This window comes from Terrabacter sp. NPDC080008 (assembly GCF_040702505.1).
Taxonomy (GTDB): domain Bacteria; phylum Actinomycetota; class Actinomycetes; order Actinomycetales; family Dermatophilaceae; genus Terrabacter.
Map to the genome: position 1 here is coordinate 60,302 of NZ_JBFBLC010000005.1, position 21,834 is coordinate 82,135.

Consider the following 21,834-nt stretch of genomic DNA (forward strand, 5'->3'; position numbering starts at 1 on the left):
TGGGCGCATGACTGTCGCTCCGACGCTGCCCGGTGCGGTGACCGTTCGGGTCCCCGCCAAGGTCAACCTCGAGCTGCGCGTCGGCCCTCGGCGTCCGGACGGCTACCACTCGCTCGCGACGGTCTACCAGGCGGTGTCGCTCCACGACGACGTCTCCGTCGCCCGCTGGGACGACTGGCAGGTCGTCGCCGCCGGCCCCTATGCCGACCGCATCCCGACCGACGGCGACAATCTCGCCGTGCGCGCCGCCCGTCTCATGGCCGACCGCTGGGACGTCGACGAGCGACTCTCGATCCGCATCGACAAGGACATCCCCGTGGCCGGCGGCATGGCCGGCGGCTCGGCCGACGCCGCCGGTGCCCTTGTGGCGTGCGACCAGCTGTGGGGGCTCGGCCTCGACCGCGACGAGCTCGCCGAGCTGGCTGCCTCGCTCGGCAGCGACGTGCCGTTCCTGCTCACGGGTGGCAACGCGATGGGCTCGGGCCGCGGCGAGCAGCTGGCCCCGGTGCTCGCACGGGGGTCGTTCCACTGGGTCTTCGCCATCAGCGACGTCGGCCTCTCGACGCCCGAGGTGTATGCCGAGTGCGACCGGCTGCGCGAGCGCGACGGTGAGCGGGTGGGTGAGCCACAGGTCAGCGCCGAGCTGATGGCCGCGCTGCGCTCGGGCGACCCGGCTGCCCTGGGCGCCGCCCTGCACAACGACCTCGAGCCGGCGGCGTTCTCGCTGCGGCCCCAGCTGCGCGAGCTACGCGACGCCGGCGTCGAGTTCGGCGCCCTCGGCGGGATCGTGTCGGGGTCCGGCCCCACGGTGGCGTTCCTCACCGAGAGCCACGAGGCTGCCCTCGACCTGTCGGTGTCGCTCGCCGCCTCCGACCTGTGCCGCAACCTGCGCCGCGCCCGGGGCCCGGTGCACGGCGCGCAGGTCGTGCCCGCCGCGCGCACCGCCGACTGAGCGGGTTCGGCGCCCGGGCCGCCAGCGCATAGGGTCAGTGGTCGATGGCAAACCTGATCTCCCTCGAACGCGTCTCCCTCGTCTTCGGCACCAGCCACGTCCTCGACGACGTCAGCCTCGGCGTCCTCACCGGCGACCGGATCGGCGTGGTCGGCGTCAACGGCGGCGGCAAGTCGACCCTGCTGCGCGTCATGGCCGGGCTGCAGGAGCCGGACTCCGGCCGCATCACCAAGCAGGGCGGCGCCGACGGCATCCGCATCGGCATGCTGAGCCAGGACGACGCGCTCGACCCCGAGTGGACGATTCGCGAGGCCGTTCTCGGCGACCTTCCCGAGCACGTCTGGGCGGGTGACCCCCGCATCCGCGACGTGCTGACCGGCCTGCTCGGCGGCATCGAGGCGCAGAACGTCGGCGGCCTCGACAGCCGGGTCGGCCCCAAGTCCGGTGGTGAGCGGCGCCGCTTGGCGCTGGCCCGCCTGCTCGTCGCCGACCCGGAGCTGCTGCTGCTCGACGAGCCGACCAACCACCTCGACGTCGAGGGCGTCGCCTGGCTCGCCGACCACCTGGCCACGAAGCGCCCGCGCCCCGGCAACGCCACCGTCGCGATCACGCACGACCGCTGGTTCCTCGACGCGTACGCCACCCTGACGTGGGAGGTCGAGGGCGGGAAGGTGAGCGCCTTCGAGGGCGGGTATGCCGCCTACGTCCTCGCGAAGGCCGAGCGGGACCGCCTCGCCGGGGTCGTCGCCGACCGGCGCTCCAACCTCATGCGCAAGGAGCTGGCCTGGCTGCGCCGCGGAGCGCCGGCCCGCACGAGCAAGCCGAAGTTCCGCATCGAGGCGGCCAACGCCCTCATCGCCGACGAGCCGGCCCCGCGCAACAGTGTGGAGCTCGCGTCGTTCGCCAGCCGGCGCCTCGGCAAGGACGTGCTCGACCTCGAGGACGTCACGGTGTCCGTCGGCGAACCGCCGCACCAGCGCCGCCTGCTCGACCATGTCACGTGGCGGCTGGCGCCGGGGGAGCGCGTCGGCATCATCGGCGTCAACGGCGCCGGCAAGTCGACGCTGCTGCGCGCCCTCACGGGCGAGATCCCGCTCGACAGCGGCCGGCGCAAGGTCGGCAAGACGGTCGCCATCGCCCACCTCACGCAGGAGGTGCGCGAGCTCGAGCGCTTCGAGCAGTGGCGGGTCATCGAGGCCATCGAGGACGTCAAGCAGTGGACGACGTTGGGCGACAAGGAGATCAGCGCGAGCCAGCTCGCGACCCGGCTGGGCTTCCCGGGCGGACGCCAGCAGTCGCGCGTCGGTGACCTCAGCGGTGGCGAGCGCCGCCGGCTCCAGCTGACCCGGCTGCTCCTCACCGAGCCCAACGTCCTCATCCTCGACGAGCCGACCAACGACCTCGACATCGAGACGCTGACCTCGCTCGAGGACGTCCTCGACGGCTGGGCCGGCACGCTCGTCGTCGTCTCGCACGACCGCTACCTGCTCGAGCGTGTCGCCGACAAGCAGCTGGCCCTGCTCGGCGACGGCCGCGTCCGCGAGCTGCCCGGAGGCGTCGAGGAGTACCTGCGACTTCGGCACGCGGCGATCGCGGCGCAGGTCGCGGGAGCGTCGGCGCGGACGGGTTCGAGCGGTGGCTCCAGCGGCGGCCCCAGCGGCGGCTCACCCGGCACGGCGCCCGCGGCGGACGGCATACGGCAGGAGCCCACGTCGACCGCGAACCCGGCGCAGGTGCGGGAGGCGCGCAAGTCGATGGCGCGCATCGAGAAGCAGCTCTCCCGCCTGCAGGAGCGGGAGGAGCGGCTGCACGGCGATATGGCCGAGAAGGCGACCGACCCGGCGGCACTGGCCGACCTCAACACGAAGCTGCAGGCGGTGGTCGCCGAGCGCGAGGAGCTCGAGCTCGAGTGGCTGGAGGCCGCGGAGGTCGTTGGCTGACGAGCGGGAGGGCAGCTCGCGTGCGCGAGCGGCCCTCCCGTTCGGTTCTGCGTCGACGGCGTCAGCGGTTGTCGACCGCCGTGACGTCGACGGTGACGTTCGCTCCCGTGTAGAGCTGGCTCAGCACGTAGACGGTGCCGGGCGGGATGGGCGCCGACTCGTCCGCCGAGGACGTCGCCGCCGACCCCGTCAGCGCGCACGAGCTGTCGAGGAAGTAGAGGTCGAGGTCGTGCCCGACGGTGTCGTCGAGCGGGCTCGTGCCCTTGACCGAGACCGAGTGCAGCCCGTCGGAGAAGCCGGCCGGGAGCTTCGTCACCCAGCCGTCGACGCCCTGCGACGCCGGCGGGAAGGTGCACGCCGTGTTCATCTCCGTGCCGGTCACTCCGAAGACGTTCTGCAGGCCGGTCGGGTCGCCCGCGGCCGGGTTGTTGGCCGTGATGGTGCCCTTGTCCGTGTACGGCGCGTCAGTCGGGACGGTGCCGTTCGCGACCGTGGCGCCCGAGCCGAACGCCTCGATCTCGGCGACCTGGGCGTACGTCGTCGTGTCGCCCTGCACGGAGTCGATGAAGAAGCGCAGGTACGCGGCCTTCGTGGGGGTGCTCAGCGGGAACGTCGTGTAGTTGAGGTCGGGCGCGGTCGGGCGTGGAGCCTGGTAGCCGAAGGCTCCGGTGCGGGCCGTCGTCCACGTGACTCCGTCGAGCGAGGTCTGCACCGTGAACCCCTTGAGCGCGGCGAAGCGCGAGGCGTTGGTCGCCTTGTACGCGCTGACCCGCACCGAGCTCACGGTCGCCGGGGCGGCGAGCTTGACGGTGACCCGCTCGTCGGGGCCCGCGTTGTACGCCGTCGAGCCGGCCTTCGTCGACCACACCGAGGCGGCGGTGTCGTCGAAGGCGAACTTCGCCGGTGCGCCGTCGTCCTGGTTCGACACCGAGACGACCTGGGCGCCTGCCGCCGTCGAGGCGAGGTTGGGCGCCAGCGAGATCTTCTTCGCGACGTTCTTGCCGGCGCTCACCGAGAAGCCCTCGATGGTCTGCGTGCCGAACCCGGGTGCCTGGATCGTCAGCGGGTAGGTGCCGGTGACGGCCTTGACCGTCGCGCCACCCGTGGAGCCGGTGCGCACGAGCGGCGAGACGCGGGCCTCGAAGCGGCCGAGGATGACGCGGGCGTTGGAGATGGGCTGGCCGGTGGTGGCGTTGACGAGCGTCAGCGCCACGGTGCCGTTGGACGCCGCGGCCGGCACGTCGAACGCCGGCTTGGGGTCGGTGTCGTCGCCCGTCTGCGAGCTCGCCGAGACGCCTGCGCCGCGCTTGGCGAAGACCGACCAGATGAGCGCCGTGTTGTCACCGTGGTAGCGGTCGAGGTCGGCGCTCAGGATGCCGTCGCGCGCGTCGAGGAACGACGGGTTCGGTGCCGTCAGCGGCATGCCGTCGGTGACGAGCCGGGCCGCGACGTCGGCGCCCTTGGCTGCGCCGTAGCGGGCCACGAGCGCCTTGCGCAGGTCCCACAGCGTGGCGGTCCAGATCTCGCCGTCCGCGTGCACCTCCGGCCCGGTCAAGTCGTAGCCGACGTCGCCGAACGTCGTCGGGTTCTGGTCATAGTTCCAGTTGCGGATGCCGCGCGTCGGGCTGCCGGTGACGTAGTCGCCGACGATCGGCTTGGTCAGTAGGCCGGTCTTGAAGCCGTGGTTGAGGGCGTACCAGTCGGACCAGCCCTCACCCATCGAGCCGGCCTGCTGGGAGGCGAGACCCGCACCGCTTGCGACGTAGCGGTTGGATAGGCCGTGGGTGTACTCGTGCTGGATCACCGACATGTCGAACGACCCGTCACGGTAGGGCCCCTCGAAGGCGTCGTCGATCGGCTCCCACAGGAACATGCCGCTCCACGGCGGGATGCCGTCGTCGAGGGTCAGCATGTACGCGTTGTCCCGGCCGGTGTAGGTGGGAGCCCCGCCCGAGGCGGCGCCGGCCTGGACGAGCCCGCGGATCGCGTCGCCACCCTGGCCGCCCTTGCCGCCGTTGTCGGCCTGGAAGTTGCCGGCCGTCTCGGTGAAGCCGAGCGCGTAGTACTCGTCGTGGATCCGGTTGTGCTGGAAGAAGAGATTGGTGGCCGCTGCGTTGAGGTCGTCGGCGTAGGACGGGGGCACCGTCTGGCCCTTGGTCGCCGCCCAGCGGTTGGCGTACGCGTAGTCGAAGGCACCGGTCGGTGCGACCGGCCGGGGCGCGTTGTCCACCGGCGCAAGGAAGTTCGACCAGTTGGCGTAGGTGTCGGCGTTGTTGCCGAGGGTCGTGACCCCGGTTCCGGTGGCGCCGGTGAGGTCGACCCAGCCCTTGGGGGACTCCGCGGTGGGACCGAACGACTGCTGGCGCGGCTGGCCGCCGTTGGCAGCGCCCGGGTAGTTGTCATAGACCGTCCCGTGGGCCTCGTCGAACTGGACGACGCTTGCCCGGTGCAGCACCGCGCCGGTCGTGCCGTCGACGATGACCTCCCAGGCCTCGGTCTGGCTCTTGATGAAGAACACCTTGTAGGCGGCGACGGGGCCCGCCTTGGTCGGGAAGGCGACCTTGCGCACGTAGCCGGGCCCGGCGAACGGCCCGCGCGAGAACGTCGTGAACCCGGCCTGCGTGCCGTCCGCCACGGGGGCGTATGCCGTCCCGGGAGCGAGCGTGCCCGCGACCTTGAGCAGGGCGCCGGCCTCGCCGAGGGCCCAGGCCCCGACGAGGGCGGACCCGGAGGCGGTCTCGCCGGCATACGACAGGACGCGCCCGTCGGAGGCCACCGCCACGTTGACGCGGCCGCCGCGCGCGGCCGGTGCCCCGGCGAAGGTCTGCACGAAGCTGACCACGTGCGTGCCGGTGCCTGGGAGGGCGTGGTCGCGGGCGACCGCCAGGCCCTGGACCTGCGCAGCGGTGAGGCCGAAGGCGGCCGGCTGCGTGGCGAGCCAGCCCCGCGCGACGTCGACGGCGCTGCCGGTGCGGGCGGCAGTGAGGTAGCCGTCGGCCCGCAGCGCGCGCAGCGTGCCGAACCGTGCGTCCCACGTGGCGCGGGCTCCTGCGCCCGCCGTCTTCAACAGCGCCGCGACGGCCGTCTTGGTGGCCCCGGTCGGGACGACCGCCTTGGTGACGGCGCGGGTGTCGAGCGTCGCGACCAGGTCGCTGACGGTGTCGGTGATGGTGTTGGTGAGCGAGGTGCCCACCGGAAGGGCGGCGGTCGACGTCGTCGTCGCCGCCGCGAGCGGGGCCCCCGCCGCCGCCGAGACGAGGCACAGTCCCATGGCCAGGACGTGCTTGCGAGTGGTGTTCACGCGTTCTCCTAGGAGTTGCTCCGTCGGGCCTCGCCGGCGATGGCGGCCCGGTGCAGGAGAAACGACGCGTGAGGCACAAAGGATACGCGCAGGTAGCCTTCAGGTTTCTGGGATCTTGAAAGTGTCTTGATGTCAAGATACTTTCGGATCATGGAGATGTTCCTGCACCACGTCCAGATCTCGGGCCCCGTCGGCTGCGAGGACGCCATGCGGGCGTTCTATGTGGGCGTCCTCGGCATGGCGGAGGTGCCGAAGCCCGGTCGGCTGCAGGCACGCGGGGGCGTCTGGTTCCGCGCTGGGGCCGCCGAGCTGCACGTCGGCATCGAGGAGGGCATCGTGCCGGCGCGCAAGGCCCACCCGGGCATCGCCGTTGCCGACGTGGATGCCGTGGCGCGGGCCGTCGAAGCGGCGGGTGCGCCGGTCACCTGGGACGACAACATCCCGGGCCTGGGCCGCTTCCACACCGCCGACCCGGTGGGCAACCGGCTCGAGCTCCAGCAGGCAGCGCCGCCGGCGTGAGCCCGTCAGACCGACGTGCCGCGGGTCTCGCGCTTCTCGAGAGGCGCGAGCATTCGCCGCAGCAGTCCCGCGAGCTGTGCGCGGTCGTCCTCGGACAGCTCGGAGAGCAGCGACTTCTCCTGCTCGATGAGGTCGGCCATAGCGGAGTCCACGACGTCGCGGCCGGCCGGCGTCAGCCGCACGAGCACCCCACGGCGGTCGCCCGGGTCGGGGCGGCGCTCGACGAAGCCGCTGCGCTCGAGGCGGTCGACGCGGTTGGTCATGGTGCCCGAGGTGACGAGCGTCTGCTGCACGAGCTGGCCGGGGGAGAGCTCATAGGGCTCGCCCGCGCGACGCAGCGCCGACAGCACGTCGAAGGCCCAGCCGTCGAGCAGGTGCTCGGAGAAGGCCGAGCCACGCGCGAGGTCCAGCCGCCGCGCGAGGCGCGAGACCCGCGAGAGTACCTCCAGCGGCGACACGTCGAGGTCGGGGCGCTCCCGCCGCCAGGCCGCGACGATCTCGTCGACGTCGTCGGCGGGCCTGCGGTCGGCGCTCATGGACCAGATCCTAGTGGCCGTCAAGACTCTTGACATCGAAGGAAGTGAGGATTGACATGACCGACTCCGCCTGGGACCCGCGGCAGTACGCCGTCTTCGCCGACCACCGCGGCCGTCCCTTCACCGACCTGCTCGGCCGCGTCGACGCCCGCGCCCCACGGCTCGTGGTCGACCTGGGTTGCGGTCCCGGCGAGCTGACGCTCGCCCTCGCCCGTCGCTGGCCCGACGCCCGGGTCGTGGGGGTCGACAACTCGCCGCAGATGCTCGAGCGGGCGCGCGAGCTGGACCCCGACGGGCGCGTCGAGTGGGTCGAGGGTCGTGCCGAGGAGTGGGACCCGACGGGGGCCGGCGCCGCCGTCGACGTGCTCGTCACGAACGCGACCCTGCAGTGGGTGCCCACCCACCTGCGCCTCATCCCGGCCTGGGTCGGGGCGCTGGCCCCCGGCGGCACGTTCGCGATGCAGGTGCCGTCGAACTTCGACGCGCCCTCGCACCGCCTCATGCGCGAGGTCGCGGCCCGCCATCCGCGGGCCGACGACCTGCGCCCCGGGCTCGAGCGCGCCCGGTCCGTCGCCGACCCGCAGACGTATGCCGCCCTGCTCCTCGACCTCACGCCGGACGTCGACGTGTGGCAGACCACCTACGAGCACGTCCTGCCCGCGCCCGTCGACGGCACCCACCCCGTGCTGGAGTGGGTGCGCGGGACCGGGCTGCGCCCGGTGCTCGGGGTGCTCGACGCCGACGAGCAGGAGGCGTTCACGGCCGACTACGAGCGCGAGCTCGAGACGGCATACCCCCGCAGGCCCTTCGGGGTGCTGTTTCCCTTCACCCGCACGTTCGCGGTGGCTCGCACCCGGTCGTGACGTCCCTGGTGGGGCGGCGGCTCAGGGTGCGGCGCTGCCGCGGTCGCGCTCCTGGGCGACGACGTCCGGAAGGTCGGCGAGGCGACCGCGCTGCTGCAGCGGGCGGGCCATCCGCTGGTTGCCCTCGAGCCGGGCCGCGTTGCGGTCGAGGTAGGCCCAGTAGCCGGCGGTGAAGGGGCAGGCGTCCTCGCCCACCCGCTTCCTCGGGTCGTAGCGGCAGCCGCCGCAGTAGTCGCTCATGCGGTTGATGTAGGCGCCGCCCGCAACGTAGGGCTTCGTCGCCATGGCGCCGCCGTCGGCGTGCTGGCTCATGCCGACGACGTTGGCCGGCATCACCCAGTCGTAGCCGTCGACGAACCGGGTCTGGAACCACTCGGTCAGCGCATCGGGGTCGTAGCCGCGCTGCGCCGCCCAGTTGCCGAGGACCATGAGGCGCGGTATGTGGTGGACCCAGCCGCGCTCGCGGACGCCCGAGAGCACGTCGTGCAGGCAGGCGGCCTCCACCGCGTCGGCGTCGAGCTCCGCGAACCATGCGGGCAGTGCAGATCGGGCCTGCAGCGCGTTGCGGCGCCGGTAGGTGGGTCCGAAGTGCCAGTAGACGTGCCAGACGTACTCGCGCCACCCGATGACCTGGCGCACGAAGCCCTCGACCGAGGCGAGCGGGGCGCTGCCGTCGCGGTAGGCCTGCACCGCCCGGTCCACCACCTCGAGCGGGTCCAGCAGGCCCAGGTTGAGCGGCACGGACAGCAGGCTGTGCGCCATCGCCCAGTCACCGCGGAGCATCGCGTCCTCGTGCGGGCCGAACGAGCCGAGCCGATGGGTGACGAACCGCTCGAGGGCGGCCAGCGCCTCACGACGCGTGACGGCGAACAGGCGCGGGCCGTCCTCGCCGACGGGGGAGAGGACCCCCTCGCGCGTCCAGCGGTCGAGGTCCTCACGCACCTCGGCGTCGATGTCGTCCTCGCGGGGCCGGTAGGGCGCAGGCACGTCGAGCCGGGTGGCGCCCTTCGGCGGCCCCTCACGGTTCTCCTCGTCGAAGGACCAACGACCCCCGACGGGGTGGCTGCCTTCGACGAGCAGGTCGAGCCGCTGGCGCTGGAACCGGTAGAAGTCCTCCATGCGCACCCGCCGCCGGTCGCCGGCCCACTGCGCGAACTCGGCCCGGGGCAGGGTGTAGCCGGGTGTGGGGTCCACGGACTCGACCACGCCCGAGGCGAGCAGCCGGCGCACGAGGGACTCGGCGGCATACGACGTCGGCTCGTAGACGGTCACCGGCTCGCCGAGCTGCTCGAGCGCCTCGGTGTAGGTCTTGGTACGCAGCAGGACCGCTGCGTCCCCCAGTTCGGCCGCGCGGTGGCGCAGCGCCGACAGCACGAGGTGCAGCTTCTGCCGGTGGAAGGGGCGCCGGGACAGCGCCCGGCGGCTCTCGACGAGCAGCACGCCGTCGCGACCCACGCGGAAGTGCGGGCCGAGCTGGTCGGCGAAGAGCCAGCGTCTCGTCATCTCGTCGTCGCCCCGGGCACGCGCCCATCATCACGCACCTGCGCGGACCAAGGTTGGACACGGGCGGCGTCGCGGGCCGTCGAGGCGGTCGGGTGTCCTTGACGGGTGGCCGGAAGGAGCCGGAAAAAACTTCCAGGAGTTTCCGGCGTTTCCGCCCATTTCGCCGGAAGGTGTCATGGAATAGGTGCTGGCGGCTCTCGCGGAGGCCGGTCCACGGGGATCTCCCGCTTGGTCAGGGGAGGGAGTGGTCCCTCTGGTCGATCTCGGTGGGGCCGCCAGGTTTCGTCCTTCCGGCGGTTTCGTGGAGGGGATCGTCCGGAAGGGCGAAACCTGCAGCTTCTGGCTCCGGCTCAGGGCGCGGCGTCAGTGCCGACGCGGAGTGACGAGGCGCGGGCTGCGGTCCAGGCCCGACAGGCCGTTCCACGCGAGGTTGACCAGGTGCGCGGCCACCTCGTCCTTCTTGAACTTGCGCCGGTCCAGCCACCACGGCCCGGTCAGGGCGACCATTCCGACGAGCATGTGCGCGTGGATCGGCGCGGCCTTGGCGTCCAGGCCGCGCTGCTTGAACTCCGCTGCCAGCAGGTGCTCCACGTGCACGACGACGTCGTCGAGCACGCTCGCGAAGGAGCCGGTGGACTGGCCGGGCGGCGAGTCGCGCACGAGGATGCGGAAGCCTTCCGGGTCGCTCTCGATGTAGTCGAGCAGCGCGAGGGTCGCGCGCTCGAGCAGGACCCGCGCGCTCTCCGGCTCCTCGAGGGCAGTGCTGATGGCACCCATGAGGGCCTGGATCTCGCGGTCCACGACGACGGCGTAGAGGCCCTCCTTGCCGCCGAAGTGCTCGTAGACGACGGGCTTCGACACGTTGGCCCTGGCGGCGACCTCCTCGACCGTCGTCGCCTCGAAACCCTTGTCGGAGAAGAGCTTCCGACCTACGGCGATGAGCTGCTCGCGGCGCTCGGGCCCCGTCATGCGGGCACGGGTCGGCCGGGTGCCTCGTGCGGCTCGGTCGGCTCGGTCGGCGCTCACGCTCCCCGGGCAGGAGTCGAACCTGCGTCGCTTGTCCTGATTCAAAGTCAGGCGGGCCCTGCCGACAGACCAACCGGGGAAGGTCCCGGTCGTCCGGGACGACCACAGGCTAGTGCAGGCACGGGCTCACCCCGTCCCGTGGTGTGCGACGCGGGGCGGGGTGAGTGTGGGTCGCGAGGGGTCACCCACCGGCGAACACGACGTCGACCCAGTAGTTGCTGCTCTGGTAGCTGTTGTTCGGGAAGGTGCTCACGGAGTTGTAGGCGTAGAGCCCGTTACCCCCGCTGATGCCGTCCTGCAGGGCGTGCAGCGGCGGGTTGTCCACCCCGGCTGTGGCGAAGCTGCCGTTGTCACCGGCGTAGTGTCCCGCCGGCGCGTAGTACGAGGCGACGTAGACCGTGCCGGCGGTGATGGCGACCGGGGTGGCGAAGTTCACCTGCTGCCAGCCGGAGGCGCTCTCGTTCGTGAACGTCGCCGAGGCGAGCTTCGTGCCGTCGCTCGTCCACAGAGTGCCCGTGTGGGTCCCGGTGTTGCCGCTGCCCTTGTAGAACCGGATGCCGGTGACCTGCCCCGCTATGTCGGACTTGAAGCGCACGCCGAGCTCCACGGCCGACCCGTCGGCGATGCTGGGGTTGGCAGGGCTCGCCGTCGCAGACCAGATCGTGCAGGCCGTGCAGCTGGGCGTGGCGGACGGGGTCACGGTGTTGGAGGCCGCGGAGTCGGGGCCCGTCCCCACCGCGTTCGTCGCCGAGACCTTGAAGGAGTATGCGGTCCCGTTCGTCAGGCCCGTCACCGTGGCCGTCGTGGCCGGCGGGCTGCCGGTCACCGTCGTGGCGGTCTGGGCCGTCGTGCCGACGTACGGGGTCACCGTGTAGCTCGTGATGGGGCTCCCCCCGCTGGGCGGTGCCGTCCACGACACGGTCGCCTTCGCGTCACCGGCGGTGGCGCTGACGCCTGTCGGCGCGCCAGGCGCCGTGGTGCTCCCGGAGAAGACCACGTCGACCCAGTAGTTGCTGGAGGCGTAGCTGTTGTTCGGGAAGGTGCTGGTGCCCCCGTAGGCGTAGGTGCCGTTGCCGCCGCTGACGCCGTCCTTCAGGGCGTGCAGCGGTGGGTTGTCGACGCCCGCGGTCCCGAAGGCGTTGTTGTCGCCGGCGTAGTGCCCCAGGGGGGCGTAGTAGGAGGCGACGTAGACCGTACCCGCCGTGATGGACACCGGCGTCGAGAAGTTCGCCTGCTGCCAGCCGATGGAGCTCTCGTTCGAGAACGTCACCGATGCCAGCTTCGTGCCGCTGCTGGTCCACAGGTTGCCGACGTGGGTTCCGGTGTTGCCGCTGCCCTTGTAGAAGCGGATGCCGGTGATCTGCCCGTCGATGTCCGAGGTGAACTTCACGCCGAGCTCGACGCTGGAGCCGTCGTTGGCACTCGGGTTCGCCGGGGTCGCGTTGACGGGCCAGATCGTGCAGGCCGTGCAGCCGTTGCTCGACGCGGGGGTCACGCTGTTGGAGGGAGCCGAGTCGAGCGAGGTGCCGATGGCATTGGTGGCCGAGACCTTGAAGGTGTAGGCGGTGCCGTTGGTCAGACCGGTCACCGTCGCCGTAGTGCCCGGCGGGCTCCCGCTGACCGTGGTGGCCGGCTGCGCGCTCGTGCCGACGTAGGGCGTCACGGTGTAGCTGGTGATCGCGCTTCCGCCGTCGGAGGGCGCGGTCCAGGTGACGGTGGCCTGCTTGTCGCCGGCGGTGGCGCTCACGTTGGTGGGCGCGGCCGGGGCTGTCGGCCCGGACGGGGTCACAGCGCTCGAGGCGGCGGAGTCCGGTCCGGTGCCGATGGCGTTGGTGGCCGAGACCTTGAAGGTGTAGGCGGTGCCGTTGGTCAGGCCGGTCACGGTGGTGGTGGTCGCGGGCGGGCTGCCGCTGACGGTCGTCGGTGTCAGGGCGGTGGCGCCGGCGTACGGCGTGACGGTGTAGCTGGTGATGGCGCTTCCGCCGTCGGAGGGCGCGGTCCACGTGACGGTGGCCTGCTTGTCACCGGCCGTCGCCGTCACGTTCGTGGGCGCAGCCGGGGCGCTGGGTCCGCTGGGGGTGACGCTGTTGGACGCGGCGGAGTCCGGTCCGGTGCCGATGGCGTTGGTGGCGGACACCTTGAAGGTGTACGCGGTGCCGTTGGTCAGGCCGGTCACGGTGGTGGTGGTGCCGGGTGGGCTGCCGCTCACGGTCGTGGGTGTCAGCGCAGTCGTGCCGGCGTAGGGCGTGACGGTGTAGCTGGTGATCGCGCTACCGCCGCTCGAGGGCGCGGTCCAGGTGACGGTGGCCTGCTTGTCGCCGGCGGTGGCGCTCACGTTGGTGGGCGCGGCCGGGGCTGTCGGCCCGGACGGGGTCACAGCGCTGGAAGCGGCCGATGCCGGACCGGTGCCGACGGCGTTGGTGGCCGAGACCTTGAAGGTGTAGGCGGTGCCGTTGGTCAGGCCGGTCACGGTGGTGGTGGTCGCGGGTGGACTGCCGGTCACCGTGGTCGGTGTCAGGGCGGTCGTTCCGGCGTACGGCGTGACGGTGTAGCTGGTGATGGCGCTGCCGCCGTTGGAGGGCGCGGTCCAGGACACTGTTGCCTGCTTGTCGCCCGCGGTCGCGCTCACGTTCGTGGGCGCGGCCGGCGCCGTCGGGCCGGTCGGAGTCGCGAACACGACGTCCACGTAGTAGTTCTCGGACTGGTAGGTGAGGTTCGGGAAGCTGCTCGTGCTGCTGTAGCGGTAGACGCCGTTGCCTCCGCTTGCGCCGTCCTGCAGGGCATGGAGCGGCGGGCTGTCCACGCCGCCGGGGGCGAAGTAGCCCCCGTCCCCGGCGTAGTGGCCGACCGGAGCGAAGTAGGACGCGACGTAGACGGTCCCTGCGGTGATCGTCACCGGCGTGGCGAAATTGACTTGCTGCCATCCCGAGGACGTCTCGTTGGTGAAGGTCGCTGAGGCGAGCTTCGTGCCGCCGGCGGTCCACAGGTTGCCGATGTGGGTGCCGGTGTTGGTCGAAGCCTTGTAGAAGCGGATTCCGGTCACCTGGCCACCGACGTCTGACGTGAACTTGACGCCCAGCTCCGTGGACTGGGGATCGGACTCGTCGGGTGTCTGTGGCACGGTCGACGCCGGCCAGATGGTGCAGGGAGCGCACGAGATGGCCTTGGGCGTCACGGCGTTGGACGACGCCGAGTCCGGACCCGCGCCCACTGCGTTGGTGGCCGAGACCTTGAAGGTGTAGGACGTGCCGTTCGCCAAGCCGGAGACAGTGGCCGTGGTGGACGGCGGGTTCCCCGAGACGGTGATCGGCGTCTGGGCGCTCGTCCCGACGTATGGCGTGACCGTGTAGCTCGTGATCGGGCTACCGCCGTCGGGGGGCATGGTCCAGTTCACCTTCGCGGCGGAGTCACTGGCAGTGGCAGTGACTCCTGAGGGAGTGCCGGGGACCGTCGCGGCGGCCGTGCTGCTGGCGAACATGACGTCGACCCAGTAGTTCGTGGCGCTGTCGCTCGAGGTCGGGAACTTGCTCGTGGTGCTGTTGACGAACAGGCCGTTGGTCGTGCCGCTGACGTTCCGCAGCGCATGGAGCGGCGGGCTGTCCACTGTGCCGCTGACGTAGGGGGTCGGTGACGGCAGCGGGTAGAGGTACGAGCTGTCGGCCGCCGTGTGGCCCTTGGGCGCGAAGTAGGACGCGACGTAGGTGGTGTTCGCGTTCACGGCCACGGGGGTCGAGAAGGTCACCTGCTGCCAGCCCGACGCGCTCTCGTTGCTGAAGGTCGCCGTCGCCAGCTTGGTGCCACTCGCACTCCACAGGTTGCCGACGTGGGTGCCGGTGTTCGCGGTCGACTTGTAGAAGCGGATCCCCGTCACGAAACCGGACGCATCCGAGCGGAACTTGATGCCGACCTCTGTTGCCGTGGCGCTGCCCGAGTCGATGGTGCCCGGCGTCGCACCAGCTCCCCAGATCGAGCAGGTGCAGGCGACATTGACCTGGACGCCTGGCGAAGGGGTCTCGAGATTGCCGCTGTCATCGACGGCACGGGAGCGGATCGTGGCGCTCGGGTTCCCGTGTGCGATCCAGGTGTAGCTCCAGCTCGTCGTGCCGGTGGCCGGGTGCCACGTGGTGCCGTTGTCGGTTGAGATCTCCACCCCGGCCACGACGCCTCCGGTGTCCGAGGCAGTGCCGGAGATCGTGACCTTCCCGCCGTCACCGACGGCTGTGCCGCTCGTCGGCGAGGTGATGGTCGACGTCGGCGCCGTCGTGTCGGTCGAGGCCGAGGCGACCGAGAGGCCGCTGATCAGCGAGTAGGGCTGGGCCCCCATGTCGGCGAGGAGGTTGACCGTCGCCTGCTGCATCACGGGGTCAGGGGTGCCAGCCGTGCTGTCCAGGCCGAACGCCCACTGCACGGTCCCGGCGCCGAACACGAGCGCGCCGCTCGACGCCCGGTACATGGTCAGGTTGTGCGTCGCCGTCTGGTTGCTCTGCGTGGTCCCTCCGTAGTCGGTGAAGATCTCCGCACTCGTGGAGGTGGTTGAGGAGAGCCGGAACAGACCGGCCGGACGGAAGCCGTTGTCGGCGTCCATGTCCCACTCGTAGCCGAGCGTGCCGTTGCCGGCGCCCAGCGTCTGGGTCTGGCCGGAGGTCAGCTTGGCCACGGCCGTGTTGCGCCAGAGCCGGAGCTTGGAGTACTGCGCCGGCACCCGGATGTCGGTCGTCCCGGAGTTGACGATGAACTGCTGGCCGGTCAACGCATTCTGCGGTCGTCCTCCGTCGGCCGGAGGGCTGAAACGGGGGTCCTGCCAGGTGCCGGTCCAGATGGGCGGGTCCTGCGGGTCGACCGTCGCGTTGTAGTGCGTCTCCTTGTAGCAGACCAGAGTTCGGTTGGCCGTGTTCGTGCCGTCGATGCTCGGGTCGAAGCGGGTCTTCCAGAACACCTCGTTCCCGCTGAAGAAGGCGAGGTTCACCCCCGCATCACGCGCGGCCTCGACGTTGGCTCGTTGGGTTCCGGACCAGTACTCGTCGTGCCCGACGGACAGGAAGGTCTTGTGGTTCTTCAGCAAGGCGCCCCCCGCCGAGGTGCCGACGTCGAGCCCGCTGGTGTAGGCCACGTCGTAGCCGTTGGCCTCGAGGAAGCGGATCATGGGGTACTCGGCCCACATCAGCCAGCTGTGGCCGCTGTCGTCCGCAGCGGAGTGCCAAGGTCGGTTGTACGAGACGCTGGATGCGCCCTTGTAGGCGTCGGGGTTGCCGGTCGGGCAGTTGACGGTGCACGAGTACAGGCTGTTGCCGCCGTAGGAGTTGTAGGCCTGCCAGGTCTCGTCAGAGGTCTGCACCACGAGGTCGGAGTGGCTGGCGTCGTTGCGCACGACGAACGGGATGAGGCTGGCGCCTCCCGTGTCGTTGCGCACGAGCCGCGCGAGGTAGACGCCTGACACGGCAGTGCTGGGGACGGACCAGGAGGCCGAGACAGCCCAGTTGCCGCAGTCGATGAGGCCGGTGTTGGCCTGCTTCAGGCACGCGGGCTGAGTCTGCGGGAGCGTCGCCGAGGGCAGCACGTTGGAGGCAACGGTGCGTGCGCCGTTGCCCTGGTAGTAGCCCATTCGCAGGATGTCGATGTGGTACGAGGTTGCCGGTGTGCTGACCTTGAACGTCACCGTCTCGCCGACGTTGACGCTCATCGATGTCGCGAAGCCCTGGATCGTCGAGTCGCCGGCGCCACTGACCTGCCACTTGCTCGGCGCCGTCCCGGGCTGCGTGTTCTCGCAGGCGATGACGCTGACCACGGGAGGCCCGCAGGGGTTCGCCGCCTCGGCGGAGCCCCCGACGACACCTGCCACCAGCCCGAGACCCAGCACGACGGAGGCCACGGCGAGGACGGCCGTGCGCATCCGCCATCTGGCCCCGGCGCGCTGCCGTTCGTCCCTCTGCCTGCCCCCCGGCAGCAGACGGACCCGGTCGTACATGGCTGATGAGCGCATAGCTACCGCCTTCAACACCCGGCGCACGCGAGCGCCGGCCCCACCCAGTTGTCTGGCGCCTTTGACCCCGGTCGGGGCCCCCACCCCTGCTCCCGGCAACGCCTGTCTGCGAGCCTAGATCCCGGCTGGGCAAGCCGGAGGCAAACGCGTGAAGTTGGACACGTCTGCCGCGCCGGTAGCATGGCTGCGCGCCCGGCCCACTCCCCGGGGGCCCGTCCGACAACGAGGAGCTGCGCCCTGTGAGCGATCTTCGGCCGACCGCCGTGATCGTCCTCGCCGCCGGTGAGGGCACACGCATGAAGTCCACGACCCCGAAGGTCCTGCACACGATCGGTGGCCGCACCCTCGTGGCCCACGCGATCAGGGCGGCCCGGGGCACGAGCCCGCAGCACCTCGCCGTCGTCGTGCGCCACGAGCGCGACCGGGTGGCCGAGCACGTGACGCAGCTCGACCCCGAGGTCCTCGTCGCCGACCAGGACGAGGTGAAGGGGACCGGGCGTGCGGTCGAGTGCGCCCTCGAGGTGCTGCCCCCCGACCTGTCCGGCACCGTCGTGGTCACCTACGGAGACGTGCCGCTCCTGACGAGCGAGACCCTGCAGGGGCTCGTCGCCGAGCACCATGCATCGGGCAACGCCGTCACCCTCATCACTGCGACGGTTCAGGACCCCACCGGCTACGGCCGCGTCATCCGCGACGCCGACGGGGCCGTCGCGGCGATCGTCGAGCAGAAGGACGCCGACGAGTCCCAGCGTGCGATCCGCGAGGTCAACAGCGGGTTGTACGCGTTCGACGCGGCCATCCTGCGGGAGGCGCTCGCCGAGGTGGGCACCGACAACGCCCAGGGCGAGAAGTACCTCACCGACGTCGTCGCCATCGCCCGCGGACGCGGGCTGTCGGTGCACGCCCATCTCGTCGCCGACCTGTGGCAGACCGAGGGCGTCAACGACAAGGTGCAGCTGGCTCGCCTCGGCGCCGAGCTCAACCGTCGCATCGTCGAGCAGGCCATGCGCGATGGCGCCATCGTCGTCGACCCGGCGACGACGTGGCTCGATGCCGACGTCACCATCGGCCCCGACACGGTCGTGCACCCGGGCACGCAGATCCACGGGGCCAGCACCATCGGCCGGGACTGCGTCATCGGCCCGGACACCACGCTGACCGACGTGGAGGTCGGCGACGGCGCCAGCGTCGTGCGCACCCAGGCCGAGCTCGCCGAGATCGGCACCGGCGCCACGGTCGGACCCTTCTCCTACCTGCGACCCGGCACCCGCCTCGGCGCCCACGGCAAGATCGGTGGCTTCGTCGAGACGAAGAACGCCGACATCGGCGAGGGCGCCAAGGTCCCCCACCTGACCTACTGCGGCGACGCGACCATCGGGGCCGGTGCCAACATCGGCGCCGGCACGATCTTCGCCAACTACGACGGCGTCACCAAGGGCCGCACCAACGTCGGCGCGCACAGCTTCGTCGGCAGCAACTCCGTCATCGTCGCGCCGCGCACGATCGCGGACGGCGCCTACGTCGCGGCCGGCTCCGCCGTCGTCAGTGACGTCGCCCCCGGCCAGCTGGCCGTCACCCGCGCCCAGCAGCGCAACGTCGACGGCTGGGTCGCCCGTCGCCGCGCCGGCACGAAGACGGAGGAGGCCGCGCAGGCAGCGGTCGCTGCCCGGGACGCCTCGGCCGACAGCGGGCCGAACACACAGACGAACACCGAGACGAAGGACGCGCGAGGATGAGCGGCATCAACAAGACCACCGAGAAGCACCTCATGGTCTTCTCCGGGCGAGCTCATCCCCAGCTGGCCCAGGAGGTCGCCAAGGAGCTCGGTACCGACCTCGTGCCCACCTCGGCCTACGACTTCGCCAACGGCGAGATCTACGTGCGCTACGAGGAGTCGGTGCGCGGCTCGGACGCCTTCGTCATCCAGAGCCACACCGCTCCGATCAACGAGTGGATCATGGAGCAGCTCATCATGATCGACGCGCTCAAGCGTGCGTCGGCCAAGCGAATCACGGTCGTCCTGCCCTTCTACGGCTACGCCCGCCAGGACAAGAAGCACCGCGGCCGCGAGCCGATCTCGGCTCGTCTGATGGCCGACCTGTTCAAGACGGCCGGCGCCAACCGACTCATGGCCATCGACCTGCACACGGCGCAGATCCAGGGCTTCTTCGACGGTCCGGTCGACCACCTCATGGCGATGCCGATCCTCGCCGACTACGTCGGGCGCAAGTACGGCCACCTCGACCTCGCCGTCGTCTCGCCCGACGCCGGCCGCATCAAGGTCGCCGAGGACTGGAGCTCCCGCCTCGGCGGCGCACCGCTCGCCTTCATCCACAAGACCCGCGACATCAACCGGCCCAACGAGGTCGTCGCCAACCGGGTCGTCGGCGAGATCAAGGGCCGCACCTGCGTGCTCGTCGACGACATGATCGACACCGCCGGCACGATCACCAAGGCAGCCGACGCGCTGATGGAGCAGGGTGCGGCCTCGGTCATCATCGCCGCGACCCACGCGATCCTCTCGGGGCCGGCCGTCGACCGCCTCAAGGCCTGCCGGGTCGAGGAGGTCATCGTGACCAACACGCTGCCGATCCCCGACGACCGCCGCTTCGACAAGCTCGAGGTGCTCTCGATCGCCCCGCTCGTCTCGATGGCTATCCGCGAGGTCTTCGAGGACGGCTCGGTCACGAGCCTCTTCGACGGCAAGGCCTGACGCCCCCCGACGCGTCAGGGCGTATGCCGTCGGGCGCGGCCCCGCGGCATACGTCCTCGGCGCGTGCGATGTCCCGGACGGCAGGGGTGCGCCTCGCGCACAATGGGCACACCCCGCGCAGGCGTCGCCTGGTCGGGGGCTCGCGGGGCGTCCGCGCCCGCGTGACCTCGCCCTCGGCCGTCAGGGAGATCAGCAAGATGAGCTCGGTCAGCGTCGTCATCCCCTGCTACAACTACGGTCACTTCCTCGAGCAGGCCGTCGCGAGCGTCCTGGACGACCAGGGCGACCTCGACGTGCGCGTCCTCATCATCGACGACGCGTCCCCCGACGGCAGCGGCGAGGTGGCGAGGGCGATCGCGGCCCGGGAGGCACGGGTCGAGGCGATCGTGCACACGACGAATATCGGTCACCTGGCCACGTACAACGAGGGCCTGCTGGGGTGGGCGGAGGGCGACTACTCGGTCCTGCTCTCGGCCGACGACCGGGTCACGCCCGGTGCCCTCAAGCGTTCCAGCGAGCTGCTCGACGCCCATCCCGAAGTGGGCTTCGCCTACGGCAACGTGCTGTGGTTCCAGGACGGTGAGTCGCTCCCGCGGCCGCGTACTCGCAGGGCACAGTGGTCCATCTGGGACGGCCGAGTGTGGTTGGAACGCCGATTCCGGCATGGACGCAGCGGGATCAACTCTCCCGAAGTTGTGGTGCGCACCTCGCTCCAGAAGGCCGTCGGGGGCTACGACCCGCGTCTTCCGCACCTGGGGGACACCCAGATGTGGCTCCGGATGGCTGCGCGGGCCGACGTGGGCTACCTGCGCGGTGTGGACCAGGCCTACTACCGGAGGCATCCGCACAACATGTCGGCGGCGTACACGCCCCTGATGACCCTGCAGGACGACGTGCTGGCCTTCGAGTCGGTGCTCGAGGAGTGCGGGGACCGACTCGAGGACCCCGCGCACCTCTCGGACCTCATCCGGCGCAAGGTCGCGTGGGAGGCGCTGCTGACGGCCGCGCGGGCCTACGACCACGGGCGCACCGAGGACACCCCCGTGGAGGAGCTGATGGCCTTCGCCGTCGACTGCTGGCCGCGGGCGCGCTCGCTGCCGATCTACCGGACCCTGCAGCTGCGCCGGGCGATCGGCGCCCGGGCGATGCCCTACCTGCGGCCGTTGCTGCTGCCTGCCGTCGTCGCGCGCAAGGCGGAGTCGTGGTGGCTCGGCCTGCCGGCCATGCGCCCGCTCCTGTCCGCGGCGACCTGGGCCCGCTCGCGCTGAGACCCGTCACCCCGTGGGCGTCGCCGGGTGTCCGGGGCGCGAGGGGCCTGCGGCGGGCGCGAGCCCACGCGCCCGGTCGTAGACCCCCAGGACGGACTCCACCCAGACCTGCTCGGTGAAGTGGGTCTCGAAGACCTGACGGCACTTGGCCCTCAGGTGCGGGAACCGGTCCTGCGCCTCGTCCAGGGAGGCCTCCACGTCGTCCCGGCCCGCCGCACCGACGCCGAGACCTTCCACCAGGGCCGCCGCCGGGGCCGGTGGCCAGGCGAGCACGGGAGTGCCCGCGGCGAGCGCTTCAAGGGCCACGAGCCCCAGGCCCTCCATGCAGCGGGAGGGGAACACGAGCCCCAGCGCCCCGGCCATCAGCTCGCGGACCTGGCTGCGGGACTGGTGGCCCAGCAGCTCGACGTCGCCGTGCGCGGCCTCCCGGACGGCATCGGCCTGTGCTCCGGAGCCCGCGACGACGAGGCGGCGGCCCCGCGGCCACTGCCGGACGAGCTCGAGGATGCCCTTCTCGGGAGAGAGTCGGCCGACGTAGAGCCAGTAGTCGCCTCCGGGGCCGGGCTCGGGGGTCTCGGGGGCGGGGATGAAGTTCGGCACCACGTCGATGCGCGCGGCGGGGACGCCTGCCCTCGCGTAGAGGTCCCGCATGTCCTCGGTCAGCGCGATGACCCGGTCGGCCCTCGCCAGGACGGGGTCGGCAGCGAAGCGCGTGGAGACCGCCAGAGGCAGAGTGCGCACCCGGCTGCCGCGGTAGCAGCCGTGCTGCAGGCTCGGCAGCGCGCTTCCCCGGTCGAGGCACTCGGTGCAGATATACCCGTCGCGGGACAGGCTGCCGCCGGGGCAGAGCGGACGGAAGTTGTGCGTGTGCGCCACCAGCGCGCCCTCCCACCGGCTGACCCACGAGCGGCCGAAGTTCGGGAAGAGGTTGTGCACGTGCACGACGTCGGGCTCGAACCGCCGCAGCTCACGCAGCGGGTCGGGGCCGCGGCCGGTCGCGACCGTGACGGCCGCGCCTAGCGGGTAGAGGCGACGGTGCTCGCGATCGTCGGTGCGCTGGTCGACGAGAAGGGTCTCGATGCCCGCCCGACCCAACGCGGCCAGCTGCTGCTCGACGACCTGGTTCTCGCCGCTGGGCTGGCGTGAGGAGTAGAAGCTGTGCACGAGGGCGACCCTCGGCGAGGTGTTGCCGGGCGTGCTGCGAGCGTCGACAGCCATGGGCCGATGGTTCCA

13 protein-coding genes and 1 tRNA gene are annotated in these 21,834 nt (G+C 71.4%); 7 read left to right on the top strand and 7 right to left on the bottom strand.

The annotated features are described in order from the left end of the window. Window positions 1–7: 7 nt before the first annotated feature. A complete protein-coding gene (locus AB0316_RS14915; RefSeq protein ID WP_366273821.1) occupies window positions 8–952 on the top strand; it encodes a 4-(cytidine 5'-diphospho)-2-C-methyl-D-erythritol kinase in 945 nt (314 codons plus the stop codon). Window positions 953–996: 44 nt separating this feature from the next. Then, complete coding sequence (locus AB0316_RS14920) at window positions 997–2,892, top strand: ABC-F family ATP-binding cassette domain-containing protein (protein ID WP_366273822.1); 1,896 nt, start codon at window positions 997–999, stop codon at window positions 2,890–2,892. Window positions 2,893–2,953: 61 nt separating this feature from the next. Here the strand turns inward: AB0316_RS14920 and AB0316_RS14925 are convergent, their stop codons facing one another. Then, window positions 2,954–6,193: a M36 family metallopeptidase gene (locus AB0316_RS14925; RefSeq protein WP_366273823.1), complete on the bottom strand. Its 3,240-nt coding sequence runs from the start codon at window positions 6,191–6,193 to the stop codon at window positions 2,954–2,956. Between the two features lie 129 nt (window positions 6,194–6,322). Between AB0316_RS14925 and AB0316_RS14930 the strand changes: the two genes are divergently transcribed. After that, window positions 6,323–6,712, top strand: coding sequence for a VOC family protein (locus AB0316_RS14930; protein WP_366273824.1), 390 nt, complete (start codon window positions 6,323–6,325; stop codon window positions 6,710–6,712). 5 nt (window positions 6,713–6,717) lie between these two features. On the opposite strand, the gene AB0316_RS14935 is transcribed toward AB0316_RS14930, so the two are convergent. Beyond that, window positions 6,718–7,248: a MarR family transcriptional regulator gene (locus tag AB0316_RS14935; protein ID WP_366273825.1), complete on the bottom strand. Its 531-nt coding sequence runs from the start codon at window positions 7,246–7,248 to the stop codon at window positions 6,718–6,720. Between the two features lie 56 nt (window positions 7,249–7,304). Here AB0316_RS14935 and AB0316_RS14940 point away from each other — a divergent pair, with 56 nt between their 5' ends. After that, on the top strand, window positions 7,305–8,111 hold the full coding sequence (locus tag AB0316_RS14940; RefSeq protein WP_366273826.1) for a methyltransferase domain-containing protein: 807 nt from the start codon (window positions 7,305–7,307) through the stop codon (window positions 8,109–8,111). Window positions 8,112–8,132: 21 nt separating this feature from the next. On the opposite strand, the gene AB0316_RS14945 is transcribed toward AB0316_RS14940, so the two are convergent. The 4 genes from AB0316_RS14945 to AB0316_RS14960 all read right to left on the bottom strand — a co-directional run bounded on the left by AB0316_RS14945 (window position 8,133) and on the right by AB0316_RS14960 (window position 16,530). Continuing rightward, entirely contained in the window at window positions 8,133–9,614 is a 1,482-nt protein-coding gene (locus AB0316_RS14945; protein ID WP_366273827.1) for a cryptochrome/photolyase family protein, read from the bottom strand. A gap of 363 nt (window positions 9,615–9,977) precedes the next feature. Further along, on the bottom strand, window positions 9,978–10,583 hold the full coding sequence (locus AB0316_RS14950; protein ID WP_366273828.1) for a TetR/AcrR family transcriptional regulator: 606 nt from the start codon (window positions 10,581–10,583) through the stop codon (window positions 9,978–9,980). Between the two features lie 58 nt (window positions 10,584–10,641). Further along, window positions 10,642–10,720 (bottom strand) — tRNA-Gln (locus AB0316_RS14955). 101 nt (window positions 10,721–10,821) lie between these two features. After that, on the bottom strand, window positions 10,822–16,530 hold the full coding sequence (locus AB0316_RS14960) for a DUF4082 domain-containing protein (RefSeq protein WP_366273829.1): 5,709 nt from the start codon (window positions 16,528–16,530) through the stop codon (window positions 10,822–10,824). A 329-nt stretch (window positions 16,531–16,859) separates the two neighbouring features. On the opposite strand from AB0316_RS14960, the gene glmU reads away from it, so the two are divergent. The 3 genes from glmU to AB0316_RS14975 all read left to right on the top strand — a co-directional run bounded on the left by glmU (window position 16,860) and on the right by AB0316_RS14975 (window position 20,601). After that, window positions 16,860–18,356, top strand: coding sequence for a bifunctional UDP-N-acetylglucosamine diphosphorylase/glucosamine-1-phosphate N-acetyltransferase GlmU (gene glmU, locus AB0316_RS14965; RefSeq protein ID WP_366273830.1), 1,497 nt, complete (start codon window positions 16,860–16,862; stop codon window positions 18,354–18,356). Further along, window positions 18,353–19,333 (top strand): ribose-phosphate diphosphokinase, encoded by a 981-nt coding sequence (locus AB0316_RS14970; RefSeq protein ID WP_142220449.1) that lies wholly within the window; start codon window positions 18,353–18,355, stop codon window positions 19,331–19,333. The genes glmU and AB0316_RS14970 overlap by 4 nt, the downstream gene beginning before the upstream one ends. A 161-nt stretch (window positions 19,334–19,494) precedes the next feature. Further along, a complete protein-coding gene (locus tag AB0316_RS14975) occupies window positions 19,495–20,601 on the top strand; it encodes a glycosyltransferase (RefSeq protein WP_366273831.1) in 1,107 nt (368 codons plus the stop codon). A gap of 6 nt (window positions 20,602–20,607) precedes the next feature. Here AB0316_RS14975 and AB0316_RS14980 read toward each other — a convergent pair whose 3' ends face one another. Beyond that, a complete protein-coding gene (locus AB0316_RS14980; protein WP_366273832.1) occupies window positions 20,608–21,819 on the bottom strand; it encodes a glycosyltransferase family 4 protein in 1,212 nt (403 codons plus the stop codon). Window positions 21,820–21,834 lie beyond the last annotated feature (15 nt).